Origin of the sequence: Paraburkholderia sp. BCC1876, from assembly GCF_902833695.1 — a bacterium.
In the GTDB taxonomy this organism is placed as follows: domain Bacteria; phylum Pseudomonadota; class Gammaproteobacteria; order Burkholderiales; family Burkholderiaceae; genus Paraburkholderia.
Genome location: NZ_CADFGI010000011.1, coordinates 159,384 through 185,327, shown reverse-complemented (window position 1 = coordinate 185,327; position 25,944 = coordinate 159,384). Strand labels below are relative to the sequence as shown.

Below are 25,944 nucleotides of genomic sequence, written 5' to 3'. Positions count from 1 at the left end.
ACCACCTCCCTACCCCGGGGTCGGTCATTCGACCGATGGCGTCAACCTGCGCCGGATGCGATTCTCACACCGAACCGAAGCCCATCGATCGAGTCGCCCGAGACGGCCTCCTTCCTGCGCCAACACGCCAACACGCCGTCACGCCGACAACCCGATGCCCAATGCTCCCATGAACAGCACGCTTGCCCATCCCGCTTACGTCCGCATTTTTCACTGGCTCAATGCCGCCTCCGTGATTGCGATGTGCATGAGCGGCTGGCAGATCTACAACGCGTCGCCTATTTTCCCGAGCCTCAGGTTTCCCGCCGCCATCACGCTGGGCAATTGGCTAGGAGGGGCGCTGCTCTGGCACTTCGCGATCATGTGGATCCTCGTCATTAACTTTGTTGCGTATCTGGGGCTGAGCATCGCCACGGGACGCCTGCGCACGAAGCTGTTTCCGGTCACGCTTCGCGCCGTCGGCTCGGATCTGCTTGCCGCCATGCGAGGCAAGCTGGCGCACGCTGATCCGACCCAGTACAACGCCGTCCAGAAGTTGGCTTACCTTGCCGTGCTTGCCGACATCGCACTTGTCGTTCTGTCGGGTCTGACGGTATGGAAACCCGTGCAATTCCCGCTTCTGCGCACGCTGATGGGGGGCTTCGATAACGCGCGCGTCGTCCATTTTGTCGCCATGAGCGGACTCGTTGGATTTCTGATCGTGCACGTAACCATGGTCGCCCTAGTTCCACGTTCCTTGCTGACGATCATTCGAGGCCGCTAAAGATGAACTCCCCAAAACGCGGCGCTATGCCCGCTCCGGCATATCGACCCGACGCGGCTTCCATCGTCAAGGATGCACGAGGTGAACTTCAATCCTCCGCACGACGCTTGCTGGGTAAAAGAATCCTCACGCTCGGCGGTTTGATGCTGCTGTCGGGTTGCGACCTGAAGACCGACAAATCGGTCGAGACGATGCTGCGCAGAGTCTCCGCCTTCAACGACGACGCCCAGGCACGCCTGTTCGACCCGCGCGAGCTCGCGCCGACTTACCCCGAGTCGATGATCACCCGGCCGTTTCCATTCAATGCGTACTACGACATCGATCAGGTGCCGGTCGTCGATCCTCAGGCCTATCGTCTCGAGTTGAAAGGACGGGTCAAAGGCAAAGCTCGCTGGACGCTCGCCGAACTGCGCGCGTTGCCGCAACAAAGCCAGGTCACCCGGCACATCTGCATTGAAGGCTGGAGCGCCATAGGGAAATGGGGCGGCGTGCGATTTTCCGATTTCCTCGCGCTGGTCGAAGCGGATACGACGGCGAAGTATGTCGCCTTGCATTGCGCCGACGACTACTGGACCAGCATCGACATGCCCACGGCACTGCATCCGCAGACCCAGCTCACGTTGACCTACGACGGCAACATTCTGCCCGCGCGGTACGGCTTCCCGATGAAGCTTCGGATGCCGACCAAGCTCGGCTACAAGAACCCGAAACACATCGTGGCGATCACGATCACCAACGAGTTTCCCGGCGGATATTGGGAAAACCAGGGGTACAACTGGTTCGGAGGTTCCTGAGCCGGCGCCGCAAGTTTTCACTCACGCCAAGCTTCAACATCAAGATTCAACGTCAAGCCTCAACGTCCAGCTTCAACCTCAAGTTTCACACCACTACTGCACACACGGAGCATTCATGTCGATTCGCCTCAAACTCGCTATTTCCACCCTGGCGCTGACGCTCGCCGGAACGGCCTTCGCTCAATCGTCCACCGACAAGCCCGAACGGATCCGAGGCGCGATCGAGTCGTTCTCGGGCAACACGCTGCAGGTACACCGCCGCAGCGGCGACACCGTCACGATCCAGATGAAGGACTCGACGCACCTGAACGCCGTGAAGGCCGTCCAGCTTTCGGACATCAAACCCGGCTCTTACGTCGGCGCTGCGGCAACGCCCGGACCGGACGGCAAGCTGGTCGCCAAAGAGGTGCTGGTGTTCCCCGAAGCCGCGCGCGGTACGGGAGAGGGACACTATGCCTGGGACCTCGGCGCCAACACGTCGATGACAAACGCCAACGTCGACACCGTGGTGCAAGGCACGAGCGGCCGCGATCTGAAACTGTCGTACAAGGGCGGCACCAACGTCATCAACGTGCCGGCCAACGCGCCGGTCGTCACGCTCATTCCCGCAACGCGCGACGATCTGAAGGCAGGCAAACAGGTCTTCGTGGTGGCGATTCATGGGAAAGACGGCGCTTACGACGGTAACTTCGTCGTCGTCGAAAAGGAAGGCGTCGCGCCCCCGATGTAAGTCATGCGGCCGACGCACGCTGCACGGGCAACCGCCTGGCGTTGTCGGCCGACCAGGCGCCCAGAATCTATCGACGACTCCGGTCGTCGACAATCCAGAAGGAGTTGCAATGAACGATCGCCGCACCGATCCCACACGTGCTCGCGAAGAACGGTGGCTCACGCAGTATTACTTCATTCGGGCAGCGTTTTCCGTTGCCTGGGTCGCGCTTGCTTTCTCCCTCGGACAGCATTCCCCGGAGGCCGTCGCCGCGCTGCTGGTCGTCTATCCGGCATGGGATGCGCTTGCTAATTACATCGACATGTCGCGCACGGGCGGAATGGCCGAAAGCCGTACTCAGGCAATCAATGTCGTCATCAGTATCCTGACGACGACCGCGGTGGTCGTTGCCTTGAGCGTCGACACGAGCTGGGTGCTGGGCGTGTTTGGCGCGTGGGCGATACTTGCCGGACTGCTTCAACTCGGCACGGCAGCACGCCGCTGGAAACAATTCGGCGCGCAGTGGGCCATGATTTTGAGCGGCGCGCAATCGGCGATCGCAGGCACGTTCTTTATCGTGCAAGCTCACACGGCCACGCCGCCGGTTATCTCCAGAGTGGCGGCGTACGCGGCGGTGGGCGCGATCTATTTTCTGGTGTCCGCGCTGTGGCTGTCCGTCGGCCAAATGCGACGCAAGGCCGCCTGAAAGACTGGCCTACAGCAACGGACACGCCGTCACACTCGTGCCGCGCTCGGCACACAGCCGCTCATAGTCACGCAGATAATCCCGCTCGCTTTCGTCGAGCAGATCGAGGTCGATCAAATCCCAGTCGTAACCCACGGCAACGATATTCTCGAATTCCATCTTGCCGGCTTGCGTAGCGCTCGGATGAATGATCACGATGTTCTCGATCCGGACGCCGCCCTTGCCCGCCAGATAGATGCCCGGTTCGACCGAAATCACCGCGCCGGGCACGAGACCGTACGTTGCCCCAGGCGCGAAGCGCACGCCGCCTTCATGAACGTGAATGCCGACGCCGTGCCCGGTGCCGTGCCCGAAATCGTAGCCATGCTGCTGACAGACCGCGCGCACGGCGGCGTCGACTTCCGCGCCGGTCGTGTCGGCGGGAAACTGCGTGACCAGACCTTTGATGCACGCCTTCAACGCGACCGTATAGATCTCTTTCTGCCACGGTCGCGCCCGGGTCTGCGGATCGGTTTTGCGCAATACGACGCGCGTGCAATCGGTCGCGAAGCCGCTTTCGTAGTACGCGCCGCTATCCAGCAGCACCAACTCGCCTTCCTGCAGATCGACCTCGGCGCTGGCCGCCGAGTAATGCGCCGACGCGCTGTTCGCGCCGTTCGCCGCGATCGACGTGAACGACAGCCCGACGGCGCCACGCGCGCCATAAGCGTCGTTGATCGTGCGCGCGAGGTCGTATTCGGAGCGGCGTTGTCCATCGCCCGACTTGGTCCACCGCATGGTCTCGGCAATCGCCGCCGAACTGCGCGCGAACGCGTCGCGGAACTGGTCCAGCACTTCGGGCGTCTTGCCGACCCGCATCGATTCGACCGGGCTGAAATCCGTATGCGCGGCCGCCGGCCAGATACGGCGCACCGCGTCGGGCAGCGCGCAGTTGACCGCCTCGGCGCTGTAGCACACCTGCTGCACCTCGAACTCGCCCAACACGCGCGCCAGTTCGCCCCGATCGCGACGGACCACACGCAGCGACGGATACGTGCGCAATTCCACCGGACACTGATCGCATCCTTCCGGCAGAAACAGCACGACGTGCTCGCCGATCACGAACAGAAAACCCAGATGCGACGACGCATTAGGCAGGTGATAGCCGCGGCTGTTCAGCAGAAAGCTGATGTCGTCCGCCACGCAGGTCAGGAAGCAGGTGGCTGGCTGCGCTCCACCTAAACGCGCGTGAACGCGCTGATTCAGCGTCGCGATGTTTTGCGCGACGCTCGATCCGGTCATCGACTGCGGCAACTCGAAGATCGGACGATCCACCTTCCAGCCGGGCAAATCGATCGCGCTGTCCACTTCGCGGCCGGTCAGGCCGGTCCACACGAGATTGGCCTGCGCGGTCGCTTCGAGCATGCCTTCGCGTTGCGCGACGCTCATCCGCAACGCGTCGTAGCCCACGGCGTTGACGCGTGCCGAATGCGCGATCAGCCAGTCGGCGATGGCCTTCCACATCGACACGCCCAACGCCAGCTTCTGCACCTGCACCCGTTGCGGATCGCATTGCAGATCGGCCTGCAGATGGTAGCGGCCATCGACGAACAACAGGAATTGCGGCAGACCGAGTTCGAGCGCGACCGCTTCCGACAGAAACACGCCGTTGCCGGTCGAACCGTCGAACGCGGACAGCGCGTAACGCGGGTCGTTACAGCGCGGCAAATACTCGCTGACGAATTCGTCCTGCGACGTGACCAGCAGCGCATCGAGGCCGCGCTGCTGCATGAGTCGCGAGAGCCCGGCGTGCGTATCGGCGACGGCGGCGTCATAGCGCGCGAGGCTGGAGAAGCTGTATTTCAGTCGATCTATCATCGGATGCCCATGTTTTGTTTATCGATCAGGCGCACGCAACGGCCGGGACCGCTTTTCAAAATTACCTTGAGCTAAAAATTGCGTCAAGCTTAAATTTTACTCCTACTAAAATTCGCAAACGAACCTGGGATTAAGCGAAAGGAAGCGGAAAGGCGCGCCCATGCTGGAATTCAGGCAGTGTCACGCATTGCGGTTAAGGTGAAATTGCGCTGCTGCCCCGCCTGGCAGGCGGTTGGAAACCGCCACACCGCTGGCATCGTCGGACGAAACGGCGAATTCGGCGCGCTACAATGCGGCCTGCATTGTCGACCGGACGGTTGTGCTTCGTGCGATTTCCCGGAACGTGAAACGCCGGCGACGCCGCGACATTTTCCGCATGCTTTGTCTATATCGCCGCTTTGAAGGAGCTTCATGGATTCCGACATCATGCACATCGGCCAGCGCATTCGCCGCTTGCGCCGGGAAGCCAGAATGACGCTTCTGGAAGTGGCGTCGGCAGCGAACCTGTCGATCGGCTTCATGTCGCAGGTCGAGCGCAATCTGACGGGGATTTCGATTTCGTCGCTCGTCAATGTCGCCAAGGCGCTGAACGTGCCGCTCGGCGTGCTGGTCGATCAACCGCGTCAGGAGCAGCCGGATTCGCATCAGGGCGCCCGCGAATCCTATTCGCTCGACGACACCCAGCAGCGCTACGAACGACTCTCCACCACCTTCAATGGCAGCCTGCTGAACGCCGTCAAGGTGCAGTTGCTGGAGGGATACCGCTCCGAATGGGTCGCGCATGGCGGCGACGAGTTCGTCTTTGTGCTCTCGGGACAGGTGAGCTATGCGGTCGGCAAGAAGGAATATCTGCTGGGCTCAGGCGACTCGCTGCATTTCGACGCGCAGCAGCAGCATCGCGTGACCAACCTCGGCGACGGTGTCGCGGAGCTGATTTCGGTCGGCACGCTTCAGTTGTTCGACGACGACCATTCGGTGTTCGTGTCGCTGGCCAATAGTGCGAGTACGAAACCGGTCCGGGCGGCCAAGAAGGCAAAGGTGCCGGCCGCGCCAGTTGCTGCCGAAACTACCGCCGCGAAGACCGTGGCTGCGCCGCGCCGTCGAACAGCGCGCGCCGGGAAGTAAACGCGTCGCCTGGCTGGCGTGTCGTAGCTGCGCGGCTCCCCGCTCACCCCACCCGCGCGTAATACAGATTCTGCGGATGCTTCGCTTCGGCGAAGAAAAACCAGCGTTCCGCGACCAGCCCCGCGTACTGCACCAGACACGCGGCGGCCAGCAGACTCAGCGACCCGCCGATCGAACGCAAGCTCGCACCCAACGCGATCAACACGACCGGCGCGACGAACGCCGTCGCCAGAAAACCCCATTTGATTCCGCGCAACGTGCCCGCCGATTTGCCGTGAAAAAACTCACGCAGATTGAACGCGCCGGCGGTGAAGCCACGCGACACCTGCACCAGCTTCGGATTGTGAATGCCCGTAGCGCTCTGCACCGTCGACTTTGGCCGCAAGCGCGCATTGCGCACCAGCGACGCCGAGCGGCTCGCACAACCGGCCAGCGTCAGCACGCAGGCACACAACGCGAGCCCACCGGTCGGCGCCGGCACGAACCACGCGCTCAACGCGGTAGCCAGCGTGAAGCCGGACGCGCACCCGAGCAACGCGAAATTGACCAACGTGAGCGGCGTGGCCCACTCCTGCAGAAAGCGCAGACACGCGTAAATCATCGCCGTGCAGACGAACAGCGCGGCGCTCGCCAGCACGCCGAGCCAACCGATCGCGAGCGACCACGGCGAGCCCAGCCAATGCGCGACGCCGTAGAAAAACACGCAGGCGAGAAACGCCGGCAGGCACAAACATTCACGCGACAGCCACGAGGTGCGCCACATCGCGATCGCGCGCCATGCGCGTTCCGGATGCCCCAGATGGAAAAACGACGCGATCAGCCCGAGCCCGCCCAGCATCACCGACACGCCCGCGCCGGTGATATAGAACGCCGCGCCGGGCGACGCGATCAGCCCCAGTTGCGCGGCGCTCTCCACGCCGACGAGTGCGATCAGCAGCCCTTGAGCCGCGCCGCTCAAGGTGGTGAGGAAGACGACAGAGAAAGCCGGATTCATCGCTAGGTCCCCTTGGATTTTTAGATGCGCGTCGCCATCGACGCGAGATGCAATTCACCGCGCTCGAGTTGCGCGTCGAGCGAAGCCGGCGCCTGCGTGGCGTCCGTCGAGTCCGTCGCTGATCCCGTCGATTTGCACGAGCACGCGCCGCTGCCGCAGCCGGCGGTCTCGGTCGGCACGCGCGGCAAATAGTGATTCGCGGGCCGCGTGTTCCACTCGGGCATCAACTGATAGCCGCCGCGTTCCTCGATCGCTTTCGACACCACCGACTCCGGGTCGTGAATATCGCCGAACAGCCGTGCGGAGGTCGGGCAAGCCAGCACACAAGCCGGCTGACGATCGCGTTCGGAGAGATTCTCGTCGTGAATCCGATCGACGCACAGCGTGCACTTGGTCATCTCCTTGCGCGATTCGTCGAGTTCACGCGCGCCGTACGGACACGCCCACGCGCAGTACTTGCAGCCGATACAGCGGTCGAAGTCCACCAGCACGAGCCCGTCTTCCTTACGCTTATAGCTCGCACCGGTCGGACAGACCGGCACGCAGGGCGGGTCCTCGCAGTGCAGGCACGACTTCGGAAAATGGATCGTCTCGGCGTTCGGAAAACTGCCCGCCTCGAAGCTCTGGACCCGGTTGAAGAAGGTGCCGGACGGGTCCGAGTCGTACGGATTCAGATCCGCGAGACTGCCCGATTCGCCCGACGTGTTCCACTCCTTGCAACTCGTCACGCAAGCGTGGCAACCCACGCAGACGTTCAGGTCGATCACCAATGCCATCTGTGTCATCAAAGGCTCCTTCGCTGCCTGTCTTTCGCTGCTCGTCTTTCGCTGCTTGTATTCCGCTGCTTGCCGGTCCGCTCCCGCGCTCCTCGCCAGCCGCGCGGATTACTAGCGGCCGGTCACTTCCGTCCGTTCGCTCCGCGCAATCGCGCCGCGAACTCCCCGCGTCCCGCGAAATAGGTCTGCACGATGCGTGAAATCACGCCGTTCGAACCGGGCAACGGCGGCATCGTCGCGAATTGCGGCAGCGTGTGTCGCGCATCCGCTTCCGCCGGATAAAGCCGCACCCGCACGTCGTACCAGGCGGCCTGCCCCGTGATCGGATCCGAGTTCGAGAAGCGTGAGGCGGTGTCGTCGCCAGCCGGCAATTCGTCGGTGATCAGGTGATTGAGCAGGAAGCCGCGCTGCGATTCGTTCGCGTCGGCAGAAAGATTCCACGCGCCCGCCGCCTTGCCGATCGCATTCCACGTCCACACGGTGCCCGGCTCGACCGTTTCGCTAAAACGCGCCATGCAGCGCACGCGGCCCCACTGCGACTCGGCGTAGATCCAGCTACCGTCGGCAATACCGTTTTCGGCGGCCATCAGCGGATTCATGTACAGATAGTTCTCGCCATGAATCTGCCGCAGCCAGGCGTTCTGCGAATCCCACGAGTGGTACATCGCCATGGGACGCTGCGTCACGGCGGCCAGCGGGAAACGTTCGAGATCCGTCGCGGCGCTTTCCAGCGGCGCGTACCAGAACGGCAGCGGATCGAAATACGTCTCGACGCGCGCACGCAGATGGTCCGGTGGCTGCCGGCCGCTCGTGCGGCCTTGGGCGGCGAGCCGGAATTTCTGCATCACGTCGGAGTACAACTGGATCAGGATCGGCTCGTTGAATTTGCGGAAGCCCTTCTTCACGGCCCAGTCGAGATACGGTCCATTGCAGTTGCGCATGTACTGCATGTCTTCGGGCAAGCGGTAATGGAACACGCAGTTGTTCTTCGCGTACTGCTCCCATTGGTTCGGATTCGGCTCGCCCACCAGCGCCTTGTCGCCGTCCTTGCCGCGCCAGCCGATCAGAAAGCCGACGCCGGACTCCGGCGTGGTCGTGAAATTGACCACGAAGTCGGGATAGTCGCGAAACCGCCGCGTGCCGTCGGCTCTCGTGAAAGCCGGAAATTTCAGGCGTGAAGCGAGTTCGATCAGCACTTCCTGGAACGGTTTGCACTCGCCGGTTGGCGGCACGACCGGTACGCGCACCGAATCCACCGGACCATCGAATTCGGAGATCGGCCGGTCGAGCATCGACATCGCGTCGTGGCGTTCCAGATAGGTCGTGTCCGGCAGGATCAGATCGGCGAACGCGGTCATCTCCGACTGGAACGCGTCGCACACCACCAGAAACGGAATCTTGTACTCGCCGTCCGCGTGCTTGTCGACCAGCATCTCGCGCACTTTCATCGTATTCATCGACGAATTCCACGCCATGTTGGCCATGAAAATCATCAGCGTGTCGATCGGATACGGGTCGCCGCGCCACGCGTTGGTGATCACGCTATGCATCAGGCCATGCACGGCGAGCGGGTATTCCCACGAGAACGCCTTGTCGATCCGCACCGGGCCGCCCTGCTCGTCGATAAACAGGTCTTCGGGCGCGGCCGGCCAGCCGAGTGGGCCCGTGGCGAGCGGTGTATTCGGCTTGACGGCGTCGGGACTGTTCGGCGGTTTCGCGGACGGCGGCACCGCGCGCGGAAACGGCGACTTGTGGCGAAAACCGCCGGGCCGGTCGATCGTACCGAGCAGCGACATCAGCACGGCCAGCGCGCGGATCGACTGGAAGCCGTTCGAATGCGCGGCGAGCCCGCGCATGGCGTGAAACGCGACCGGATTGCCGGTGACCGTTTCGTGCGTTTCGCCCCAGGCGTCGGTCCAGCGGATCGGCAGCGTGATGCGATGGTCGCGGCTCACCTGGATCATCTCGCCGGCGAGACGGCGAATCGTGTCTGCCGCGATACCCGTGATACCGGCCGCCCATTCCGGCGTGCAGGCGGCCACGCGTTCGCGCAGCAACGCGAACGACGGCGTGACCGGCGTGCCGTCCTCGAGCGTGTAACGGCCGTCGAGCGCGGGCGTCACACCCGGCGCGTGATGCGGCACCGCGCGCCCGGCAGCGGCGTCCCACCACAGATGATTCTGCGGAAACAGCGGATTGCCGGCCGGCCGCTGCGGATCGCGCACGAACAAACCGAAGTTGGCGCTGCTTTCGTCAAGGTCGACGAGTTCGGCCGCGTTGGTGTAGCGCTGCACGAACTCGTGATCCCAGGCGTCGGCGGCGATCAGTTCGTGCAGGAACGCCATGAACAACGCGCCGTCGGTGCCGGGTTTGATCGGCACCCATTCGTCGGCGATCGCGGCGTAGCCGGTGCGGATCGGATTGATCGCGATAAAGCGGCCGCCCGCACGCTTGAACTTCGAAATGGCGATCTTGAGCGGATTCGAATGATGGTCTTCGGCGGTGCCGATCATGAAGAACAGCTTCGCGCTGTCCAGATCCGGGCCGCCGAATTCCCAGAACGAGCCGCCGATCGTATAGATCATGCCGGCCGCCATGTTGGACGAGCAGAAGCCGCCGTGCGCCGCATAATTGGGCGTGCCGAACTGCTTGGCGAACAGGCCGGTCAGCGCCTGCATCTGGTCGCGGCCGGTGAAGAGCGCGAACTTCTTCGGGTCGGTGGCGCGAATCGCGCCGAGGCGCTTTTCGAGGACCTCGAACGCGTGCTCCCACGTGACCGGCTCGAACTGCGCGCTGCCGCGCTCCGCGCCGGGTTTGCGCATCAGCGGCTGGGTCAGGCGCGCGGGGGAATACTGCTTCATGATGCCCGAGGCGCCCTTCGCGCAGATCACGCCCTGGTTGAGCGGATGCTCGGGATTACCGTCGATGTAGCGCACCTCGCCTTCGCGCAGATGCACGCGGATGCCGCAGCGGCACGCGCACATGTAGCAGGTGGTGGTCTTGATCTCGAGCCGTTCGTCCTGCGTGCGGGCGTGGTGTTCCATGCGGGGCCTCCGTCGCGGCTTCGAATGATCGAAGCGCTGATGATCCAATATCGACCATCCTATGCGCCGCGGCCCCACAAGGGAAATCGCTATTCGTGAGAGAAACTATCCGCGGCGCCGATAGTTTCGGTTTGGCTTTCAATGATGCGGCTGAGCTGTCGGATCGGCTTCAGATTGATTTCGCGCCGATTGCAGCCTGCGTTCAGATCGGCGTCAGCACCGGCTCGCCCGCAAAATGCCGTTTGGCGTTGCTCAGGAAATTGTCGACCGAAGCCGTGATCGCTTCCGGCGACCGGCCGCCCACATGCGGCGTCAGCACCACGTTGTGCAACGCCAGCAACGCCTCGGGCGGATGCGGCTCGCCTTCGTAGACGTCGAGCGCCGCGCCGGCAATCGTCCCCACGCTCAGCGCCTGCGCGAGCGCCGCCGTGTCGAGCACGCTGCCGCGCGACACGTTGACCACGAAGCCTTGCGGACCCAGCGCGTCGAGCACCTTGGCGTCGATCAGATGACGCGTGCCCGCTCCGCCGGGCGTCGCCACCACCAGGAAATCGCTCCACTGCGCGAGCGCCGTCACGCTGTCGAAGTAACGCAGCGGCGAACCTTCACGCGGCGTGCGATTGTGATAACCGACCTCCATGTCGAAGCCGCCGCCCCGGCGCGCGACCTTCGCGCCGATATTGCCGAGACCGACAATGCCGAGCCGCTTGCCGGACACGTTCGGGCGCATGGGCAAAGTGTCGCGCCAGACGCCCACGCGAGTCGCCTGGTCGAGTTGCGGCACGTCGCGCACCACCGCGAGCAGTAGCGCGAACGCATGATCAGCCACGCAATGATCGTTGGTGCCCGCGCCGTTGACGACCACGATCCCGCGCGAGCGGGCATGGTCGACGGCGAGGTTTTCGTAGCCCGCGCCCAGTGCGCTGAGCAATTCGAGTTGCGGCATCTGATCGATTTCCGCGGCGTTCAGGCCGGTCGTGCCGTTGGTCAGCACCGCGCGAAACGTCGCGCCGTGCGCGGCGATCGCGGCGGCGCGCTGAGCGCTGTCGGGGGCGTGAACGGCCTCGAACGCCGCGTCGATACTGGCGCGGCTAGTGTCGTTCAGGGAAATCAGAACCAGCAGGGATGGCTTCATGACGGGACGTTTTTTAACCGGGTTGGCGGACGGAATTGACAGCGGATCAGTGTAGCAAGGCACTCAAAGACGCGCTGCCGGACGGCCACGCCTGAAGTGGCTCCGCGCCGGTAGCTTGCCGAACGGCCTGCGCAAAATCGATGCCTCGTACGCGTTTGTTTTTACCCAACGCCTATCCGTCTTAGAATAGCGGCTACTCCGACCCCGAGAATCCCATGCTGGATATGCTCCCGCACGACCCCGCCTCCGCCCCCGCCGCCCGGCAAATCAGCCGCCCCGAAGCAAATCCCCGCGACGCATCGGGCGACGATTTCGAAATGTTCGAACTCGCGCCGGTCTCGCTCTGGCTCGAAGACTTCAGCGGCGTGCGCGCGCTGTTCGACGCGTGGCGTGCCGAAGGCGTCACGGATCTGCGCGCGCATTTCGCCGCGGAGCCGAGCCGGGTCGCCGACTGCGCGCACAGCATCCGCGTGATCAAGGTCAATCAGAAGACGCTGACGCAGTTCGAAGCCGCCGATTTCGACGCGCTTACCGGCAACCTCGCCGCGGTGTTCCGCGACGACATGCTCAAGACCCACCTCGAAGAGCTGTGCCAGTTGTGGGCGGGGCATTCGCAATTCACGAGCCACACGGTCAACTACACGCTCGGCGGCCGCCGCCTCGACGTGCTGCTCAAGGGCGCCGTGCTGCCAGGCCACGAAGCGAACTGGGACCGCGTGCTGGTGTCGGTCGAGGACATCACGGAACTGGAAGGCGCCCGGCATCGCATGACGCTCGCCGAACAATACGTGCGCGGGTTGTTCGAGCATTCGCCGGTGTCGCTGTGGGTGGAAGACTTCAGCGCGGTCAAGCGTCTGCTCGACGACGCGCGGGCGGCCGGCATCAGCGATTTTCGCGTGTTCACCGACGTGCACCCCGAGTTCGTCGAGCGCTGCATGCAGGAAATCCATGTGCTCGACGTGAACCAGCACACGCTCGACATGTTCGCCGCGAAAGACAAACCCACGCTGCTGGCGCGGCTCGCCGACGTATTCCGCGACGACATGCGGCCGCATTTCCGCGAGCAGTTGATCGACCTGTGGGACAACAAGCTGTTCCAGCAGCGCGAAGTGCTCAACTACTCGCTCGACGGCAGCGAGGTGCATGTGCATCTGCAATTCTCCGTGCTGCCGGGACACGAGAAAAACTGGGACCTGGTGCTGGTGGCGCTGACCGACATCACGGCGCGCAAGAAGGCCGAGGCCTACCTGGAATTCCTCGGCAAGCACGACGTGCTGACCAAGCTGCGCAACCGTTCGTTCTATGTCGATGAACTGAACCGGTTGGAGCGTAAAGGTCCGTGGCCGGTGACCATCATCATGGCCGACCTGAACGGCCTCAAACGCGTCAACGACCAGCTCGGCCATGCCGCCGGCGACGCGCTGTTGCGGCGCGCCGGCGAAGTGCTCGCCAAGGCGATGGATATCCCGTTTCACGCGGCGCGAATTGGCGGCGACGAATTCGCGGTCCTGATGCCGGACACCGACGAACGCGGCGGCGCGGCGATGATCGAGGCGATCCGACAACTGGTGGAGATGAACAACCAGTTTTATCCGGGCGCGCCGCTGAGCTTTTCAATGGGCGCCGCGACCTGCCAGCGCGGCGACCGGCTCGAAGCGGGCGTGCAGCGCGCGGATCTGCTGATGTACGAGGAAAAACGCGCGCACTACCAGAACCAGCAGGAAGCGGGCACGCTGGGCGAGTGACGTAGGGAGGCGCGGTGGCACGTTCAGCGCGACCGCGCCAGGTGGCCAGGCGCCCGGCGAACCCGGACGCTCGCCATGACACAGATCAGCACACACAGCACGCCGCCGAGTCCCAGCGCCACGCGCAGTCCGCCAAGCGGTGCGGCCGCCCCGAGCCACAACGCGCTCAGGGCCGGTCCGCCGCGAAAAATCACCCCATACGATCCCAGCACGCGCCCGCGCAGATGCTCCGGCACCGACTGGTGAATCAACGTCTGCGCGCCGATACCGGTCACGACGATCGAAAAACCCATCGCGAAGAAAAGCGCTAACGCGAGCCGGAAATCGCGCGTCAGCGCCAACGCCAACGCACAGAGCGACGCCGCCAGCACGTGGCGCTTGATCAGGCTCGCCACATATCGCGCGCCGTCGCGGCCGCTGAACCAGATGCCGCCCGCCAGCGCCCCGGCGCCCGCCGCGGCAACCAGCGACGCGAAACCACGCGGCCCCTGTCGCAGCAACTGTTCGCTGATGGCCGGCGCCAGCTCCGGAATGCCGCGAATGCACACGGCCGACGCCGCCGTGATCACGAAAACGCCCCTTAAATACGCGACCGACGCGAGGTAGCGAAAGCCGTCCAGCGCGTCGCCGAACCACCGGGCGGACGGCGCCATGGCGGCAGGCATCGGGGCCGCCGGCATGCGCACTAGCACGACGATGAAGACCGCGTAGCTGAGCGCATTCAACCCGAACAGCGCCGCCGTGCCGAACTCGAGCAGCACCGCGCCCGCGACCGCCGGTCCGGCGAAACGCGCGAGATTGAAGCACAGCGAATTGATCGCCACCGCCGACGCAAGGCGCGGTTTCGGCACGAGGCCCGATACCCAGGCCATGCGCGCGGGCTGACACAACGCATTCGCGGTCCCCGAGATCGACGTCGTCACCAGCAGCCAGGCGAGCGACTGGACACCGCCTAGCAACAGACCGCACTGCAGGAGGGCCATGGCCATCGCGACGCATTGGCAGTAAAGCACGACCTTGCGCCGGTCGCAGCGGTCCGCCATCACCCCCGCGAGCGGCGCGAACAGGAGCGTGGGGAACAGATCGGCGAACGCCACGATGCCGAGCCACACGCTCGAATGGCTAGCTTCCCACGCCAGCCAACCGGCGCCGACCCGCTGCAACCATGTTCCGATCAGCGACACGCCGTTGCCGCAGGTAAAGCGCCGGAAGTCCCGGCAGGCAAGCGCATCGAAGCGCTTGCCCTGCTGCGTGAACCAGCGTGAAGGAAAAAGTCGCACTCGCCCGGATCAGCGCGTGGCGCGCAGCGAACTCAGCACCGCCATCTTGCGGCCCTCCTGCGCGATGTTGACTTTGCGCGCCCGGCTGACACGCGATCCATAGCCGGCAATTTCGCCGCTGGCAATCGTCACCACCAGATCCCGGAAGCAGGTCTCGCCTTCGACCTCGCATTCCGAGTCGACGAAGCGTTGCACGACGTAGCCCGAAGAAGACGTTTGCATGATCAGGTCAGTCCACGTGGCCGCGTCGTAGTCGCGCCCGACGTGGACCGCCGCGCCGCGCGTGCCGTACGGATGCTTGATGACGAAGTCGTCTTTATTGTTGAGCAGGTCCGCGCGGCTCACGCCGTCGCCGAGTTTGCGGCTCAGCGGCACGAGGGCATGAATCGCCGCGCGCTCGGCGTCGTCGAACAGATAGGCGAAGCGCGGGTCCGACATGACGGCGATACAGAGTTTGTTGTCGCCGATCCAGCGCCCCGCTAGCGACGATGGGATCACCAGTCGCCCTTCCACGACGCTTCGGCAGAAGCGGTCCCATTGTCCGATGTCCTGAAGAGCGCGCTGTACGCCGTATTTCAGGTAGCCAAGTCGGAACGAGGAGTCCGCGTCCTCGAATAGTTGCTCCGGGCTCAGCATGGCGGCGCGCAGGCCGCGCGCCTCCAGCCGCTTCTTCAGGTGAGGCAATTCAAGCATATTGCCGCCCGCGGGATGCAGCAGCGCGATACCTTCGATCGCTTCCATGCCGCGCGCGTCGGCCAGTGCCGAGAGCCAGTCGGCAACCCAATCTTCCCGCTCGAACGCAGAAGGAGCGCCGCCCCACGATTCGATCAACTCCGCGGACCACGGCGCCTGCCGCCAATAGCGGTTGATCATGCCGGCGTACACGATGCCGCCCGGCGCGTTCGCATTGAATTCGATGATTTTCAACTGCGCCAGGTTGCGCCCCATCAGATCGAAACGGCACAGATCGATCCGGTTGTTCGATGGCTGCGCGTCTTCCTTGATCCAGCGGTTCAGCGGCTTCGGAATGTCGAGAAAGTGCTGGAGGTTCTTGTCGGTCCGGTACGTGGCGACGATCTTCTGCAACGCGTCGAATACCGTTTTTATTTGCGCCGACAGCACTTCTTCTGTCGCGGCGTGAAGCGCGCAAAAACCCGACATGACCGGATAAGCGCGCGACTGATCGCCTTCGAAGCTCATCGACAACCGGTCCTGGATCGCGCGTTCCTGTACGTAGGCGTAGGCCCGATTCAGTTCGGCCTTCGATTGATCCTGTCCCAACGTGATCCAGTCTTTCTCGGGATCAAAAACAGGAAAATCGCCACTTCCTGAGAACGATTCAAGCATTGCAGACTCCTTTGTTTGAAATGCGCCAGCTATCTATAGCCACGACATGGCGCGCGGATGACAACCCGTCCCGACCGATCTGCCTGCACAAACAATTACATGAACCTGGTCCTGAGAAAGCTCCCATCTTTGGTAGGGTCGATCGCGGAATCGGCGTGGTTGCCGCCGAAAATTGCCATGCCTTTCTTTCGCCACTCCGCCCGCGAGCGCGCCCTTATGTCGCGCTCCGGCAATTGGCAGGAAACGCCCCGCTGTCCGCCAATCCATCCCGATTCGCCTTTACTATCCGTAATCGTGCAGGGGGAACCGTTGGCGTCGGTCGGCTTCATATCGCTCTCCCCAGTCAAGAGTCCGAACTAATTCTTATGCGTTCTGTCTGTAAACACATTTGAAAGCGGAGCTAGCGATGTGCCCTGACCCCTCCGGATGGTGGAACGATCTCTTCTTCAAACTGCAGAACTGCGAGCAGATCGACCACGCGCTCACCGTGCTGTCGCGTGCATCACAAGACCTTGGGTTTGCGTATTGCGCGTTCGGTTATCACAATCGCCCGCCCTTTCATTTCAGGAACGTCGTGATCAAGAGTTCCTATCCCACGCCGTGGGTATCGCGCTACCTCGATCAGCACTATCTGGAGATCGATCCGATCGCGAGACTCGACGTCAGGGACCTGACGCCCACCGTCTGGAACGACGACCTTTTCAGCGACGCCCAACCCTTATGGGACGAAGCCCGCTCCGCGGGACTGCGAGTCGGCATCTCCCAGCCTTGCTGGGACGCGCGCGGACGGTGCGGCGTGTTCTCCCTCGCGCGTGATTACCCGGCCCTCGGTTGCCACGAGATAGAAGCGCTGCGACCGTACCTTGCCGCACTCAGCCATCTGTCGATGACGTGTGTGAGCACCATTGCCGACCGACAGCGGGACGACACAACTGAAATCAATCTCACCCGGCGTGAAATTGAAATCCTTCGCTGGACCGCCGACGGCGGATCCGCCAAAAGCATCTCCAACGCGTTGGATATCTCGGCCGATACCGTGAACTTTCATTTGAAAAACTGTATGAGAAAACTCAACGCGTCATCCAAGGTCGCGGCCGCCGCTTATGCGATCGCCTACGGTTATCTATAGAGAGCGGGTCATGGACGAAATTGCGATCGTCACGATGGACAATCTGAGCCCCATCGCCAGACGGCAGCTTGGCCGATACCGGCATGCGGTATTCGTCGAACACATGCAATGGGATTTGCCGTCCGCCGGAAACCCGGCCAGGGAAGAGTGGGATGAATTCGACCGCAACGACACCACCCATGTCATCGGGTACACCGAAACCCGGCAGATCTGCGGCTACACACGCCTGCTGCCCACCACGCGGCCTTATCTGCTGGCTGAGGTGTTTCCCGATCTGTTGTCCGCACCGCTGGCCGGCGATGCTCGCGTATGGGAAATGTCACGCTTCACCACGTTACATGCCGACGTGGCGATCGACCTGGAGCGAATGCGTCAACTGCTGCGGATCGTTTTTCAATACGCGACCTGCTTAGGAATTCAACGCCTGATCGGCGTCGCCCCGGTCGGAATGACGCGGCTCTACCGCCGGCTAGGGTTGGTGCTGCGCGCCATGGGTCCAGTGGACCCGGCGCGCGGAGATAGCCTGGCGGCATTTTCTCTCGACGTGGACCAGGCCGGATTGACGCTGCTGTGCGATCGATCCGCCTGACCCTCTCGACACAACGCGATGAACGACCTTGAAGTCCTGAGTCCGGGCGGTCACCGCGTGATCATGGCCAACGCAATGCCGCCTGCCTCAGCTTCGATCCGCGCGGACCGCGTGGCCATAAGTACTCTCGATACGCCGATCCTGTTCCTGCGCCGAAAAGTGCTCCCATTCGAGGCCGTTCACGTCGACGCTCTTCGTGAAGCCCTCGGCCGCGTCGTCCTCAAAGCCGATGTGGCGCAATTGGCCCGCTTTTTCCGGCGTCATGTTGATCGAGAAGTTGAGCAGATCGGTACGCCACATGGCGTACTGACCGGACACCACCGCGGTGGGCGCTTGCCCGAGACGCAGGCTGTAGTCGGCAATCGAAGTGTCAAGGTCGGCGACCGCAAGGGCTATGTGAAACCGCTTCATGGTGTTCTCTCCGGATAGGGGAAATGGGTCACACCATCGTATCGAGAGCGGAAAGCGGTAGCCAGTTGCGCAATCATCCCGGTATCGACGTTACCCGCCATGCGCTGAATTACGCCCGCGCGATCGTTTGATGGTTGGCCCGTTCGCGATCAGGCACGCGGAAAGCGCAATTCGAAGCGCACCACGCCGGGCGCGGGACAAGCCGCCTGTGCGGCGCCGCCATGCAGATGCATGATCGCCTTGACGATGGCGAGCCCCAGCCCGCTCGATTCGGTGAACTCGCTGCGCGCCGCATCCGCCCGGTAGAAACGGTCGAACAGCCGGTGTAACTGATCCTCCGGAATCGGTGCACCGTCGTTCTCCACCACCACGGTCGCGCCCGTTTCGTCGTTCGTGCCGCTCAAGCGCACCACCGTGTTGGGCGCTCCATATCTCACCGCATTCACGACCAGATTGTTGATCGCGCGCCGGCACAGCATCGGATCGGCGGAGACTGATCCGGTCGCCTCGATCGTGAAGCGCATGCCGCGCTCGTCGGCGAGACCTTCGAAATAGTCGGCGATTCTGACGAGTTCCTCACGCAGGTTGACCGTTTCCCGATCGACCGACAGCGCCGCATGATCCGCGTGCGCCAGAAACAGAATGTTCTCGGCAATGTGACTCAGGCGGTTCAGCTCTTCCAGATTCGATTCGAGCACCTGCTGATACTCGTCGGGCTCGCGGGGTTTCGCGAGTGTGACCTGGGTCTGGCCGATCAGCGCGCCGATCGGCGTGCGGATTTCATGCGCCAGATCGGCGGAAAACTGCGACAAGCGCTGATACCCATACGCGAGACGGTCGAGCATCGCGTTGAACGCGTGCGTGAGCTGGCGCAACTCGACCGGCGCGGCGTCGCTGTCGAGCCGCACCGCGAGGCTCGCCGGACTGATCTGCGCGGCGCGCGTGGCGATCTCGCGCACCGGCCGCAACGCGCGGCGCAACACGTAGTAAGCGAGCAGCGTGGACGCCAGCATGCCGCACAGCGTGGCCAGCAGGATGCGGTTGCGATACGCCGCGAGCATGCGCACTTCCTGGGTCATCGGATGCGCGGCGATCACTTCGACTTCAGCGCCATCCTCGCGCGCCTTGGCTGTCGCGATCGCCCAATGCACCGGCACGCCGTCCGCCAGTACGGTGCGGCGAATCTCGGCGAAGGTCGGCAGGCGGCCCGACGGCGCGGCCTGCAATGGCGGCACCGCGATGCCGGCCGGATTGACGTCGATAAACGGCGTCTCGTTGGGCCGGCGAAACAGCAGCACGTCCGCCTCTCCGCCCAACATGGTTTCGAACAGCAGCGGGCGCTCCTTCAATTCGCTGACGGAATACATATCCTGAACGATCCGGCTGAAGTGCTCGACACGGCCGGTCAGCACGACGTCGGCGCGGCGCTCCAGCGACACTTCGGCGGAGTGATAGAAATACGCGCCGAGCGTGCCGATCACCACGCAGGCAATCGACGCGAACAGCACCGTGGTGCGCGCCGTCAGTGACCGCTCGGCCCACCAGCTCATGAGCCGTCGCCGAACGTGTAGCCGATGCTGCGCACCGTGTGGATCAGCTTCTTTTCGAACGGATGATCGACCTTGGCGCGCAGCCGTTTGACGGCGACGTCCACCACATTCGTATCGCTGTCGAAATTCATATCCCACACTTCAGAGGCGATCTGCGTGCGCGACAGCGCTTCGCCCTGACGTCGCACCAGCAGGTGCAACAGCATGAATTCCTTATTGGTCAGCGCAATCTCCACGCCTTCGCGCGTCACCTTGCGACGCAGCACGTCGAGCTTGAGGTCGGCGATCTCGAACACGTCGCTTTCGCGGATCACGCCGCGCCGCAGCAGCGTGCGAATGCGCAGTACGAGTTCGGTGAACGAAAACGGCTTGACCAGATAGTCGTCCGCGCCGAGTTCGAGACCGCGAATGCGATCGCTGACGTGGTCGCGCGCGGTCAGGAAGATCACCGGCAGATCGCGCCGCGCCCGCAGCGCGCGCATGATTTCCCAACCGTCGATGCCGGGCAGCATCACGTCCAGCACCACCAGCTCATACGTCTGTTCGAGGGCCATGTGCAGACCGTCCGTGCCGGTGCGGGCGAGATCGACCGCATAGCCGCTCTCGCGCAAACCCTTCTTCAGGTAGTCGCCGGTTTTCGGATCGTCTTCAATGACGAGAATGCTCATGGGGCTGACGCGCGCTGGAAACGCCGGACAGATAGATAGGTAACGACCATTCTACGTGGCGCGGGCCACCCCGTTCATGACGTTTTTGTCATCCGCCGGTCACCCGGCTGAGCCGATCGCGCGCCTAATCTGCCCCCATCGCCGCGCCTGTCGCGGCTTCCCTTGCTCACCCACCTGGAGTCGTTCCATGAAGATCGTTTCCGCGAAGGCACTGCGCGTGCTCGTCGCCCCGGCGTTCGTCGCCGCCGCGCTGCTCGCCGCCGGACCCGCCGCGCAAGCCCAGAGCGCCGCGCCCACCGGCGTGCGCGGCACCGTCACGTCGCTGTCGGGCGACCTGCTCAAGGTCCACACGCGCGACGGCAAGGACGTCGACGTGAAGCTCGCCAAAGACACGCCGATTCGCGGCGTCACGCTCGCCAACGTGAACGACATCAAGCCGGACAGCTATGTCGGCACCGCCGCGATTCCGCAGGCCGACGGCACGCTGAAGGCGCTCGAAGTCCACGTGTTTCCGGCCAGCATGCGCGGTAGCGGCGAAGGCCACCGCCCGTGGGATCTGGGCGGCAACAGCTCGATGACCAACGGCACCGTCGGCTCGCTCGTGGTCAGCAACGGCCGCACGATCACCGTGAAGTACAAGGACGGTGAAAAGAAAATCGTGATTCCGCCGGACGTGCCGATCGTCAACCTGCAGCCGGGCGACCGTTCGTTGCTGGTGCCGGGCGCGAAGGTCGTGCTGTTCGCGCACAAGGAAACGGACGGTTCGATGGCGGCCAACTTCATCTCCGCGGGTGTCAACGGCGTCACGCCGCCGATGTGATACGGCGCGACCGTATCGCTTCAACTGCTGGAGCGGCCGCGTCCTGTTACGACGCGGCTTTCCGTTTCCCGTTCGCCCCATCATCGCCGTCATTGCCGCGCCATGCCCGAAACACGCCAGCGTCAGCTCGTTCACCCGCTCGTCGTCCGCGTCACCCATTGGATCAACGCGTTCGCGATGGTCTGTATGGTGATGAGCGGCTGGGCCATCTACAATGCGTCGCCGTTTTTCCCGTTCCGGTTTCCCGCGTGGGCGACGGTCGGCGGCTGGCTCGGCGGTTCGATTGCGTGGCATTTCGCGGCCATGTGGCTGCTGTGCGCGAACGGGCTGCTGTATCTGGCGTATGGGATTGGACGCGGGCATTTCCGCCGCAAGCTGTTGCCGGTTTATCCGCGCGACGTGGTGCATGACGCGGCATTGGCGCTGCGCTTCAAACTGCTGCACGACACCGGCCGCTACAACGCGGTGCAGCGTGCGCTCTATCTGCTGGTGCTGTCGCTCGGCGTGCTGCTGGTGGCGTCGGGACTGTCGATCTGGAAGCCGGTGCAGTTCTCATGGTTGACCGCGCTATTCGGCGGTTTCGATTTCGCGCGGCGCGTGCATTTCGTCGCCATGGCGGGCGTGGTGGGCTTTGTGGTCGTGCATCTGGCGCTCGTGCTGCTGGTGCCGCGCACCTTGCTGCCCATGCTCACCGGCCGCGCCAAACCCACTGCTCACGAAGGAACCCAGGCATGAGCGCATCCCGTCCCGACGAGGCGCGCCGCTCGCCGATCGTCCTCAGCGATCATCAACCGCAAATCGAACGTTTGCAGCGGCGCCTGTTTCTGCGCTCGTCGCTGTCGATCGGCGCACTCGCCATGCTGTCCGGCTGCAACATGCAGGACGGCGATTCGGTCGACAAGGTGCTGTGGGCCATGTCGCGCTGGAACGATCGCGTGCAAGGCTGGCTGTTCGACCGCAACAAGCTCGCGCCGACCTATTCGGCGCGCGAAATCACCGACCCGTTTCCGTTCAACGCGTTCTATCCCGAGTTCGACGCGCCGGACGTGGACGGCTCGACCTATCAGCTCGAAGTGTCCGGTCTGGTTACGGACAAGCGCAGCTGGAATCTCGATCAGTTGCGCGCGTTGCCGCAGGCTTCGCAGATCACGCGCCACATCTGCATTGAAGGATGGAGCGCGATCGGCCAATGGCGCGGCGTGCCGTTCCGTACTTTTCTGGAGCGCATCGGCGCCGATCTGAGCGCGCGCTATGTCGGCTTCAAGTGTGCGGACCGTTACTATTCGAGCCTAGATATGGCGACGGCCCTGCATCCGCAAACGCAACTCACGCTCGATTTCCGCGATGCCCCGTTGCCTGCGAAATACGGTTATCCGCTGAAACTGCGGGTGCCGACCAAACTCGGCTTCAAGAACCCGAAGCACATCGCGGCGATCTTCGTGACCAACACGAACCCTGGCGGCTATTGGGAAGACCAGGGGTACAACTGGTTCAGCGGCTTGTAGCAGTTTGTAGCCGTTGCAACCGCAACCATCAAATCACGAACGCGCCTAAACGGCGGTCACGTAACGTGCCACCGGCTTCACCACACGCGGCGTGGGCGGATCGTAGACAGTGCGCATGCGTTTGACCTCATCGACCGGACTCAGGCCGAACAGCCGCTTGAACTCGCGGCTGAATTGCGACGCGCTTTCATAACCGACGCGCGCCGCGGCCGCGCCCGCGCTCAACCCGTCCTGCACCATCAGCAAGCGCGCGTGATGCAAACGCGTGGTCTTCACGTATTGCATCGGCGAGGTGGCGGTGACCGCTTTGAATTGCGCGTGGAACACCGCGAGGCTCATGCCGGCTTCGGCGGCTAGCGTATCCACGTCGAGCTCGCCGTAGTAGTCGGCATGAATTCGCCGCAGCGCCTTGGCAATGCGCCCGAAATGATTCTGATGCGTCAGCGCCGCGCGGATCGCATCGCCCTGCTCGCCGGTCAACACCCGATAGCAGATTTCGCGGACCACACCGGGCGCGAGAATGCGCGCGTCGAGCGGCGACGCCAGCGCTTCCATCAAGCGTTGCACCGCATTCGACAAAGCCGGGTCGAGCGACGTCGAATAGACGCCGAGCGGTTCGTTCTGCGCCGCGCCTTGCGTTTCGTTCAACGCCATCAGCAACTCGGCCACCATGGTCAGATCGACGCGGACCGAGATCGCGAGGAACGGTGTCTCCGGACTCGCCTCGGTTTCGCACTCGAACGGCAGCGGCACCGACAGCACCAGATACTGTTGCGCGTCGTACTGGAACACCTGGTCGCCGAGATAACCGCGTTTTCTGCCCTGACAAACAATCACGATGCTCGGCTCATACATGACCGGCATGCGCGGCATCGGACTATTGGCGCGCATCAGATTGACGCCTTCCAGCGTGGAGCGCGTAAAGCCTGGAGTCGGCGCCAGCAGGTCGAACAGTTCGACCATGCGCGGGGCGGCGAGCATGCTGGCGACGGGATCAGAAGCGAGATCAGAAGCGGGATCAGAAGCGGAACCAGAAGCGGAACTTGACATGACGGTATAGTGACGTTCAAGAGAATAATGCTTGAAATTTAGCACTAAACGACCTACTGCGCTCTCCGCCAGGAGTTTTAGGCAAATCTTCAAGACATTCAGGTATTCCCCGGTTCAGGGTCGGCTCCTAAGATGGGAACCCTGCCGGATCGAGTTTTTCCGCACCACGTTGGGCTCGGTTGTCAATTCACTGCTTCGGCGAATTCGTCGACCAGCGCTGGCGCTGTGATCCCGGCTCAAGACAAGGCTGTCTGTGGCGACTCCACGCGTCGCCTGAGGGCATCGCCTTGTGACATCACCCTCTTTGCTGGAGCTACCCATGAGCACGACTTACGCCTATGCAGCGACCGACGCTACCGCGCCGCTCGCTCCGTTCGAAATCCAGCGCCGCGAACTGCGCGCCCATGACGTGCAGATGGAAGTCCTGTTTTGCGGCGTGTGCCATTCCGACTTGCATCAGGCGCGCAACGAATGGAAGAACACGGTTTTCCCGGTGGTACCCGGACATGAGATTGTCGGCCGCGTCAGCGCGGTGGGTCCGGACGTCACGAAGTACAAGGTCGGCGATCTGGTTGGCGTGGGTTGCCTGGTCGATTCGTGCCGCACGTGTGCGAGTTGCGAGGAAGATCTCGAGCAGTATTGCGAGAACGGCTGGGTGGGCACGTATAACGGTGTCGACCGTGTGGATGGCCAGATCACTTACGGCGGTTATTCGACGCAACTCGTGGTCGACGAAGAATTCACGCTGCGGGTGCCGGAGAATCTCGATCCGGCGGGTGTGGCGCCGTTGCTGTGCGCGGGCATTACCACGTACTCGCCGTTGCGTACCTGGGGCGCTGGTCCTGGCAAGAAGGTCGGGATTGTCGGCCTCGGCGGACTGGGCCATATGGGTGTGAAGCTGGCGCATGCGATGGGTGCGCATGTGGTGCTGTTCACGACGTCGCCGTCGAAGATTGAAGATGCGAAGCGGTTGGGCGCGGATGAGGTGGTGATTTCGAAGAATGCGCAGGAGATGGAAGCGCATACCAACAGCTTCGATTTCATTCTGAATACGGTGGCGGCGCAGCACGATCTGAATCCGTTTTTGAATCTGCTGAAGCGGGATGGGACGATGACGCTGGTGGGTGCGCCCGAGCACGATCATCCGTCGCCGCAGGTGTTCAATCTGATCTTCAAGCGTCGCCGGTTGGCTGGGTCGTTGATTGGTGGGATTGCCGAGACGCAGGAAATGTTGGACTTCTGCGGTGAGCATGGGATTACTTCCGATGTCGAAGTAATTGCTATGCAGGGGATTAATGAGGCTTATGAGCGGATGCTGAAGAGTGATGTCAAGTATCGGTTTGTGATTGATCTGGATTCCTTGCGGAAGTAATTTTTTGCGGGTTTTTTCGCTCGTGGCCGCGGGGGGTTTTTTGCCTGCGGCGCGGGTGTTTGGTTTGTTTTTTCTGTTGTTGTACTTCACTGCGCTTGCTTGCCTCGGTGCTTGCGGTGTTGGCCTTTCCTTGCTTTCTTAGTGGTCTATTAGCGATCCCCCTGTGCGGGGGGGCACCTACTTCTCTTTGCCGCGGCAAAGAGAAGTAGGCAAGAGAAAGCCGCTCACACCGCTAATTCTTAAGCGGGTCCCCCGCGCAGCCACGGTAGTGGCTCATCTGGAATCCGTGTCCTCGCGCATTCGACGCCAGTGACACAGCAGTCATCCATCCGGCAGCGCTGCGCGTGCCGAACGGTAAGTCAAAAACATCGGGACACGCGTCGGTCTACCGACGCATTACGGCGCCTCGCCGAGGCGAAGCCGACGGCCCGCGCGCGCGAAAACGAAGCCCCTGGTTTCAATGCAGACCGCTCTGACGAGCGCAAGGCGCGAGTCAGGATGTATGACGGCTTTGTCACGAGAGCGGAGTGTGCGAGAGCACGGATTCCAGATGCACCACTGCCGGTGGTGGACCA

General features: G+C 63.0%; 24 protein-coding genes. 12 read left to right on the top strand and 12 right to left on the bottom strand.

The window, feature by feature from the left end:
* Positions 1-169 precede the first annotated feature (169 nt).
* From HWY05_RS31190 to HWY05_RS31175, 4 genes are all read left to right on the top strand, one after another.
* On the top strand, positions 170-763 hold the full coding sequence (locus tag HWY05_RS31190; protein ID WP_176060739.1) for a cytochrome b/b6 domain-containing protein: 594 nt from the start codon (positions 170-172) through the stop codon (positions 761-763).
* 26 nt (positions 764-789) lie between these two features.
* Complete coding sequence (locus HWY05_RS31185; protein WP_035556714.1) at positions 790-1,557, top strand: molybdopterin-dependent oxidoreductase; 768 nt, start codon at positions 790-792, stop codon at positions 1,555-1,557.
* 115 nt (positions 1,558-1,672) lie between these two features.
* Complete coding sequence (locus tag HWY05_RS31180; protein ID WP_176060738.1) at positions 1,673-2,287, top strand: DUF5666 domain-containing protein; 615 nt, start codon at positions 1,673-1,675, stop codon at positions 2,285-2,287.
* Between the two features lie 109 nt (positions 2,288-2,396).
* Positions 2,397-2,972, top strand: coding sequence for a DUF308 domain-containing protein (locus HWY05_RS31175; RefSeq protein WP_176060737.1), 576 nt, complete (start codon positions 2,397-2,399; stop codon positions 2,970-2,972).
* A 9-nt stretch (positions 2,973-2,981) separates the two neighbouring features.
* Here HWY05_RS31175 and HWY05_RS31170 read toward each other — a convergent pair whose 3' ends face one another.
* Entirely contained in the window at positions 2,982-4,829 is a 1,848-nt protein-coding gene (locus HWY05_RS31170; protein WP_176060736.1) for a M24 family metallopeptidase, read from the bottom strand.
* 411 nt (positions 4,830-5,240) lie between these two features.
* Between HWY05_RS31170 and HWY05_RS31165 the strand changes: the two genes are divergently transcribed.
* The gene (locus HWY05_RS31165) at positions 5,241-5,954 is read left to right on the top strand and encodes a cupin domain-containing protein (RefSeq protein WP_176060735.1); all 714 of its coding nucleotides are present in this window, start codon (positions 5,241-5,243) and stop codon (positions 5,952-5,954) included.
* 43 nt (positions 5,955-5,997) lie between these two features.
* Here the strand turns inward: HWY05_RS31165 and HWY05_RS31160 are convergent, their stop codons facing one another.
* The 4 genes from HWY05_RS31160 to HWY05_RS31145 all read right to left on the bottom strand — a co-directional run bounded on the left by HWY05_RS31160 (position 5,998) and on the right by HWY05_RS31145 (position 11,903).
* Complete coding sequence (locus HWY05_RS31160; RefSeq protein ID WP_035556699.1) at positions 5,998-6,948, bottom strand: DmsC/YnfH family molybdoenzyme membrane anchor subunit; 951 nt, start codon at positions 6,946-6,948, stop codon at positions 5,998-6,000.
* A 20-nt stretch (positions 6,949-6,968) separates the two neighbouring features.
* Entirely contained in the window at positions 6,969-7,733 is a 765-nt protein-coding gene (locus tag HWY05_RS31155) for a 4Fe-4S dicluster domain-containing protein (protein ID WP_176060734.1), read from the bottom strand.
* Positions 7,734-7,846: 113 nt separating this feature from the next.
* The gene (locus HWY05_RS31150) at positions 7,847-10,768 is read right to left on the bottom strand and encodes a molybdopterin-dependent oxidoreductase (protein WP_176060733.1); all 2,922 of its coding nucleotides are present in this window, start codon (positions 10,766-10,768) and stop codon (positions 7,847-7,849) included.
* A gap of 202 nt (positions 10,769-10,970) precedes the next feature.
* Entirely contained in the window at positions 10,971-11,903 is a 933-nt protein-coding gene (locus tag HWY05_RS31145; protein ID WP_176060732.1) for a 2-hydroxyacid dehydrogenase, read from the bottom strand.
* Between the two features lie 215 nt (positions 11,904-12,118).
* Between HWY05_RS31145 and HWY05_RS31140 the strand changes: the two genes are divergently transcribed.
* Entirely contained in the window at positions 12,119-13,648 is a 1,530-nt protein-coding gene (locus tag HWY05_RS31140) for a diguanylate cyclase (protein ID WP_176060731.1), read from the top strand.
* 23 nt (positions 13,649-13,671) lie between these two features.
* Here HWY05_RS31140 and HWY05_RS31135 read toward each other — a convergent pair whose 3' ends face one another.
* From HWY05_RS31135 to HWY05_RS31125, 3 genes are all read right to left on the bottom strand, one after another.
* A complete protein-coding gene (locus tag HWY05_RS31135) occupies positions 13,672-14,928 on the bottom strand; it encodes an MFS transporter (RefSeq protein ID WP_176060730.1) in 1,257 nt (418 codons plus the stop codon).
* 9 nt (positions 14,929-14,937) lie between these two features.
* A complete protein-coding gene (locus HWY05_RS31130; RefSeq protein ID WP_176060729.1) occupies positions 14,938-16,275 on the bottom strand; it encodes a glutathionylspermidine synthase family protein in 1,338 nt (445 codons plus the stop codon).
* Positions 16,276-16,370: 95 nt separating this feature from the next.
* A complete protein-coding gene (locus HWY05_RS31125; protein ID WP_176060728.1) occupies positions 16,371-16,604 on the bottom strand; it encodes a hypothetical protein in 234 nt (77 codons plus the stop codon).
* Positions 16,605-16,663: 59 nt separating this feature from the next.
* Between HWY05_RS31125 and HWY05_RS31120 the strand changes: the two genes are divergently transcribed.
* Entirely contained in the window at positions 16,664-17,404 is a 741-nt protein-coding gene (locus HWY05_RS31120; protein ID WP_176060727.1) for an autoinducer binding domain-containing protein, read from the top strand.
* 10 nt (positions 17,405-17,414) lie between these two features.
* Positions 17,415-17,993 (top strand): acyl-homoserine-lactone synthase, encoded by a 579-nt coding sequence (locus tag HWY05_RS31115; protein ID WP_176060726.1) that lies wholly within the window; start codon positions 17,415-17,417, stop codon positions 17,991-17,993.
* A gap of 87 nt (positions 17,994-18,080) precedes the next feature.
* Here the strand turns inward: HWY05_RS31115 and HWY05_RS31110 are convergent, their stop codons facing one another.
* The 3 genes from HWY05_RS31110 to HWY05_RS31100 all read right to left on the bottom strand — a co-directional run bounded on the left by HWY05_RS31110 (position 18,081) and on the right by HWY05_RS31100 (position 20,622).
* The gene (locus HWY05_RS31110) at positions 18,081-18,404 is read right to left on the bottom strand and encodes a hypothetical protein (protein WP_035556684.1); all 324 of its coding nucleotides are present in this window, start codon (positions 18,402-18,404) and stop codon (positions 18,081-18,083) included.
* A 149-nt stretch (positions 18,405-18,553) separates the two neighbouring features.
* Positions 18,554-19,954, bottom strand: coding sequence for a heavy metal sensor histidine kinase (locus tag HWY05_RS31105; RefSeq protein ID WP_176060725.1), 1,401 nt, complete (start codon positions 19,952-19,954; stop codon positions 18,554-18,556).
* Positions 19,951-20,622, bottom strand: coding sequence for a heavy metal response regulator transcription factor (locus tag HWY05_RS31100; RefSeq protein WP_035556678.1), 672 nt, complete (start codon positions 20,620-20,622; stop codon positions 19,951-19,953). The genes HWY05_RS31105 and HWY05_RS31100 overlap by 4 nt, the downstream gene beginning before the upstream one ends.
* Positions 20,623-20,809: 187 nt before the next feature.
* On the opposite strand from HWY05_RS31100, the gene HWY05_RS31095 reads away from it, so the two are divergent.
* From HWY05_RS31095 to HWY05_RS31085, 3 genes are all read left to right on the top strand, one after another.
* A complete protein-coding gene (locus HWY05_RS31095; protein ID WP_176060724.1) occupies positions 20,810-21,442 on the top strand; it encodes a hypothetical protein in 633 nt (210 codons plus the stop codon).
* A 102-nt stretch (positions 21,443-21,544) separates the two neighbouring features.
* Positions 21,545-22,177, top strand: coding sequence for a cytochrome b/b6 domain-containing protein (locus HWY05_RS31090; protein WP_176060723.1), 633 nt, complete (start codon positions 21,545-21,547; stop codon positions 22,175-22,177).
* The gene (locus tag HWY05_RS31085) at positions 22,174-22,947 is read left to right on the top strand and encodes a molybdopterin-dependent oxidoreductase (RefSeq protein WP_176060722.1); all 774 of its coding nucleotides are present in this window, start codon (positions 22,174-22,176) and stop codon (positions 22,945-22,947) included. Before HWY05_RS31090 ends, HWY05_RS31085 begins: the two co-directional genes overlap by 4 nt.
* Positions 22,948-22,992: 45 nt before the next feature.
* On the opposite strand, the gene HWY05_RS31080 is transcribed toward HWY05_RS31085, so the two are convergent.
* On the bottom strand, positions 22,993-23,928 hold the full coding sequence (locus tag HWY05_RS31080; RefSeq protein WP_035556667.1) for an AraC family transcriptional regulator: 936 nt from the start codon (positions 23,926-23,928) through the stop codon (positions 22,993-22,995).
* 388 nt (positions 23,929-24,316) lie between these two features.
* Here HWY05_RS31080 and HWY05_RS31075 point away from each other — a divergent pair, with 388 nt between their 5' ends.
* Positions 24,317-25,369 carry an NAD(P)-dependent alcohol dehydrogenase gene (locus HWY05_RS31075; RefSeq protein WP_035556664.1) on the top strand — a complete coding sequence of 351 codons (1,053 nt, stop codon included), beginning with the start codon at positions 24,317-24,319 and terminating at the stop codon, positions 25,367-25,369.
* Positions 25,370-25,944 lie beyond the last annotated feature (575 nt).

Coding starts and splice junctions, on each gene's coding strand:
- HWY05_RS31155 (WP_176060734.1), bottom strand. CDS start 7,733: ATGACACAGATGGCATTGGTGATCGACCTGAACGTCTGCGTGGGTTGC.
- HWY05_RS31080 (WP_035556667.1), bottom strand. CDS start 23,928: ATGCTCGCCGCCCCGCGCATGGTCGAACTGTTCGACCTGCTGGCGCCG.
- HWY05_RS31075 (WP_035556664.1), top strand. CDS start 24,317: ATGAGCACGACTTACGCCTATGCAGCGACCGACGCTACCGCGCCGCTC.
- HWY05_RS31160 (WP_035556699.1), bottom strand. CDS start 6,948: ATGAATCCGGCTTTCTCTGTCGTCTTCCTCACCACCTTGAGCGGCGCG.
- HWY05_RS31145 (WP_176060732.1), bottom strand. CDS start 11,903: ATGAAGCCATCCCTGCTGGTTCTGATTTCCCTGAACGACACTAGCCGC.
- HWY05_RS31140 (WP_176060731.1), top strand. CDS start 12,119: ATGCTGGATATGCTCCCGCACGACCCCGCCTCCGCCCCCGCCGCCCGG.
- HWY05_RS31185 (WP_035556714.1), top strand. CDS start 790: ATGCCCGCTCCGGCATATCGACCCGACGCGGCTTCCATCGTCAAGGAT.
- HWY05_RS31115 (WP_176060726.1), top strand. CDS start 17,415: ATGGACGAAATTGCGATCGTCACGATGGACAATCTGAGCCCCATCGCC.
- HWY05_RS31175 (WP_176060737.1), top strand. CDS start 2,397: ATGAACGATCGCCGCACCGATCCCACACGTGCTCGCGAAGAACGGTGG.
- HWY05_RS31100 (WP_035556678.1), bottom strand. CDS start 20,622: ATGAGCATTCTCGTCATTGAAGACGATCCGAAAACCGGCGACTACCTG.
- HWY05_RS31165 (WP_176060735.1), top strand. CDS start 5,241: ATGGATTCCGACATCATGCACATCGGCCAGCGCATTCGCCGCTTGCGC.
- HWY05_RS31095 (WP_176060724.1), top strand. CDS start 20,810: ATGAAGATCGTTTCCGCGAAGGCACTGCGCGTGCTCGTCGCCCCGGCG.
- HWY05_RS31150 (WP_176060733.1), bottom strand. CDS start 10,768: ATGGAACACCACGCCCGCACGCAGGACGAACGGCTCGAGATCAAGACC.
- HWY05_RS31125 (WP_176060728.1), bottom strand. CDS start 16,604: ATGAAGCCGACCGACGCCAACGGTTCCCCCTGCACGATTACGGATAGT.
- HWY05_RS31170 (WP_176060736.1), bottom strand. CDS start 4,829: ATGATAGATCGACTGAAATACAGCTTCTCCAGCCTCGCGCGCTATGAC.
- HWY05_RS31085 (WP_176060722.1), top strand. CDS start 22,174: ATGAGCGCATCCCGTCCCGACGAGGCGCGCCGCTCGCCGATCGTCCTC.
- HWY05_RS31105 (WP_176060725.1), bottom strand. CDS start 19,954: ATGAGCTGGTGGGCCGAGCGGTCACTGACGGCGCGCACCACGGTGCTG.
- HWY05_RS31130 (WP_176060729.1), bottom strand. CDS start 16,275: ATGCTTGAATCGTTCTCAGGAAGTGGCGATTTTCCTGTTTTTGATCCC.
- HWY05_RS31180 (WP_176060738.1), top strand. CDS start 1,673: ATGTCGATTCGCCTCAAACTCGCTATTTCCACCCTGGCGCTGACGCTC.
- HWY05_RS31190 (WP_176060739.1), top strand. CDS start 170: ATGAACAGCACGCTTGCCCATCCCGCTTACGTCCGCATTTTTCACTGG.
- HWY05_RS31110 (WP_035556684.1), bottom strand. CDS start 18,404: ATGAAGCGGTTTCACATAGCCCTTGCGGTCGCCGACCTTGACACTTCG.
- HWY05_RS31090 (WP_176060723.1), top strand. CDS start 21,545: ATGCCCGAAACACGCCAGCGTCAGCTCGTTCACCCGCTCGTCGTCCGC.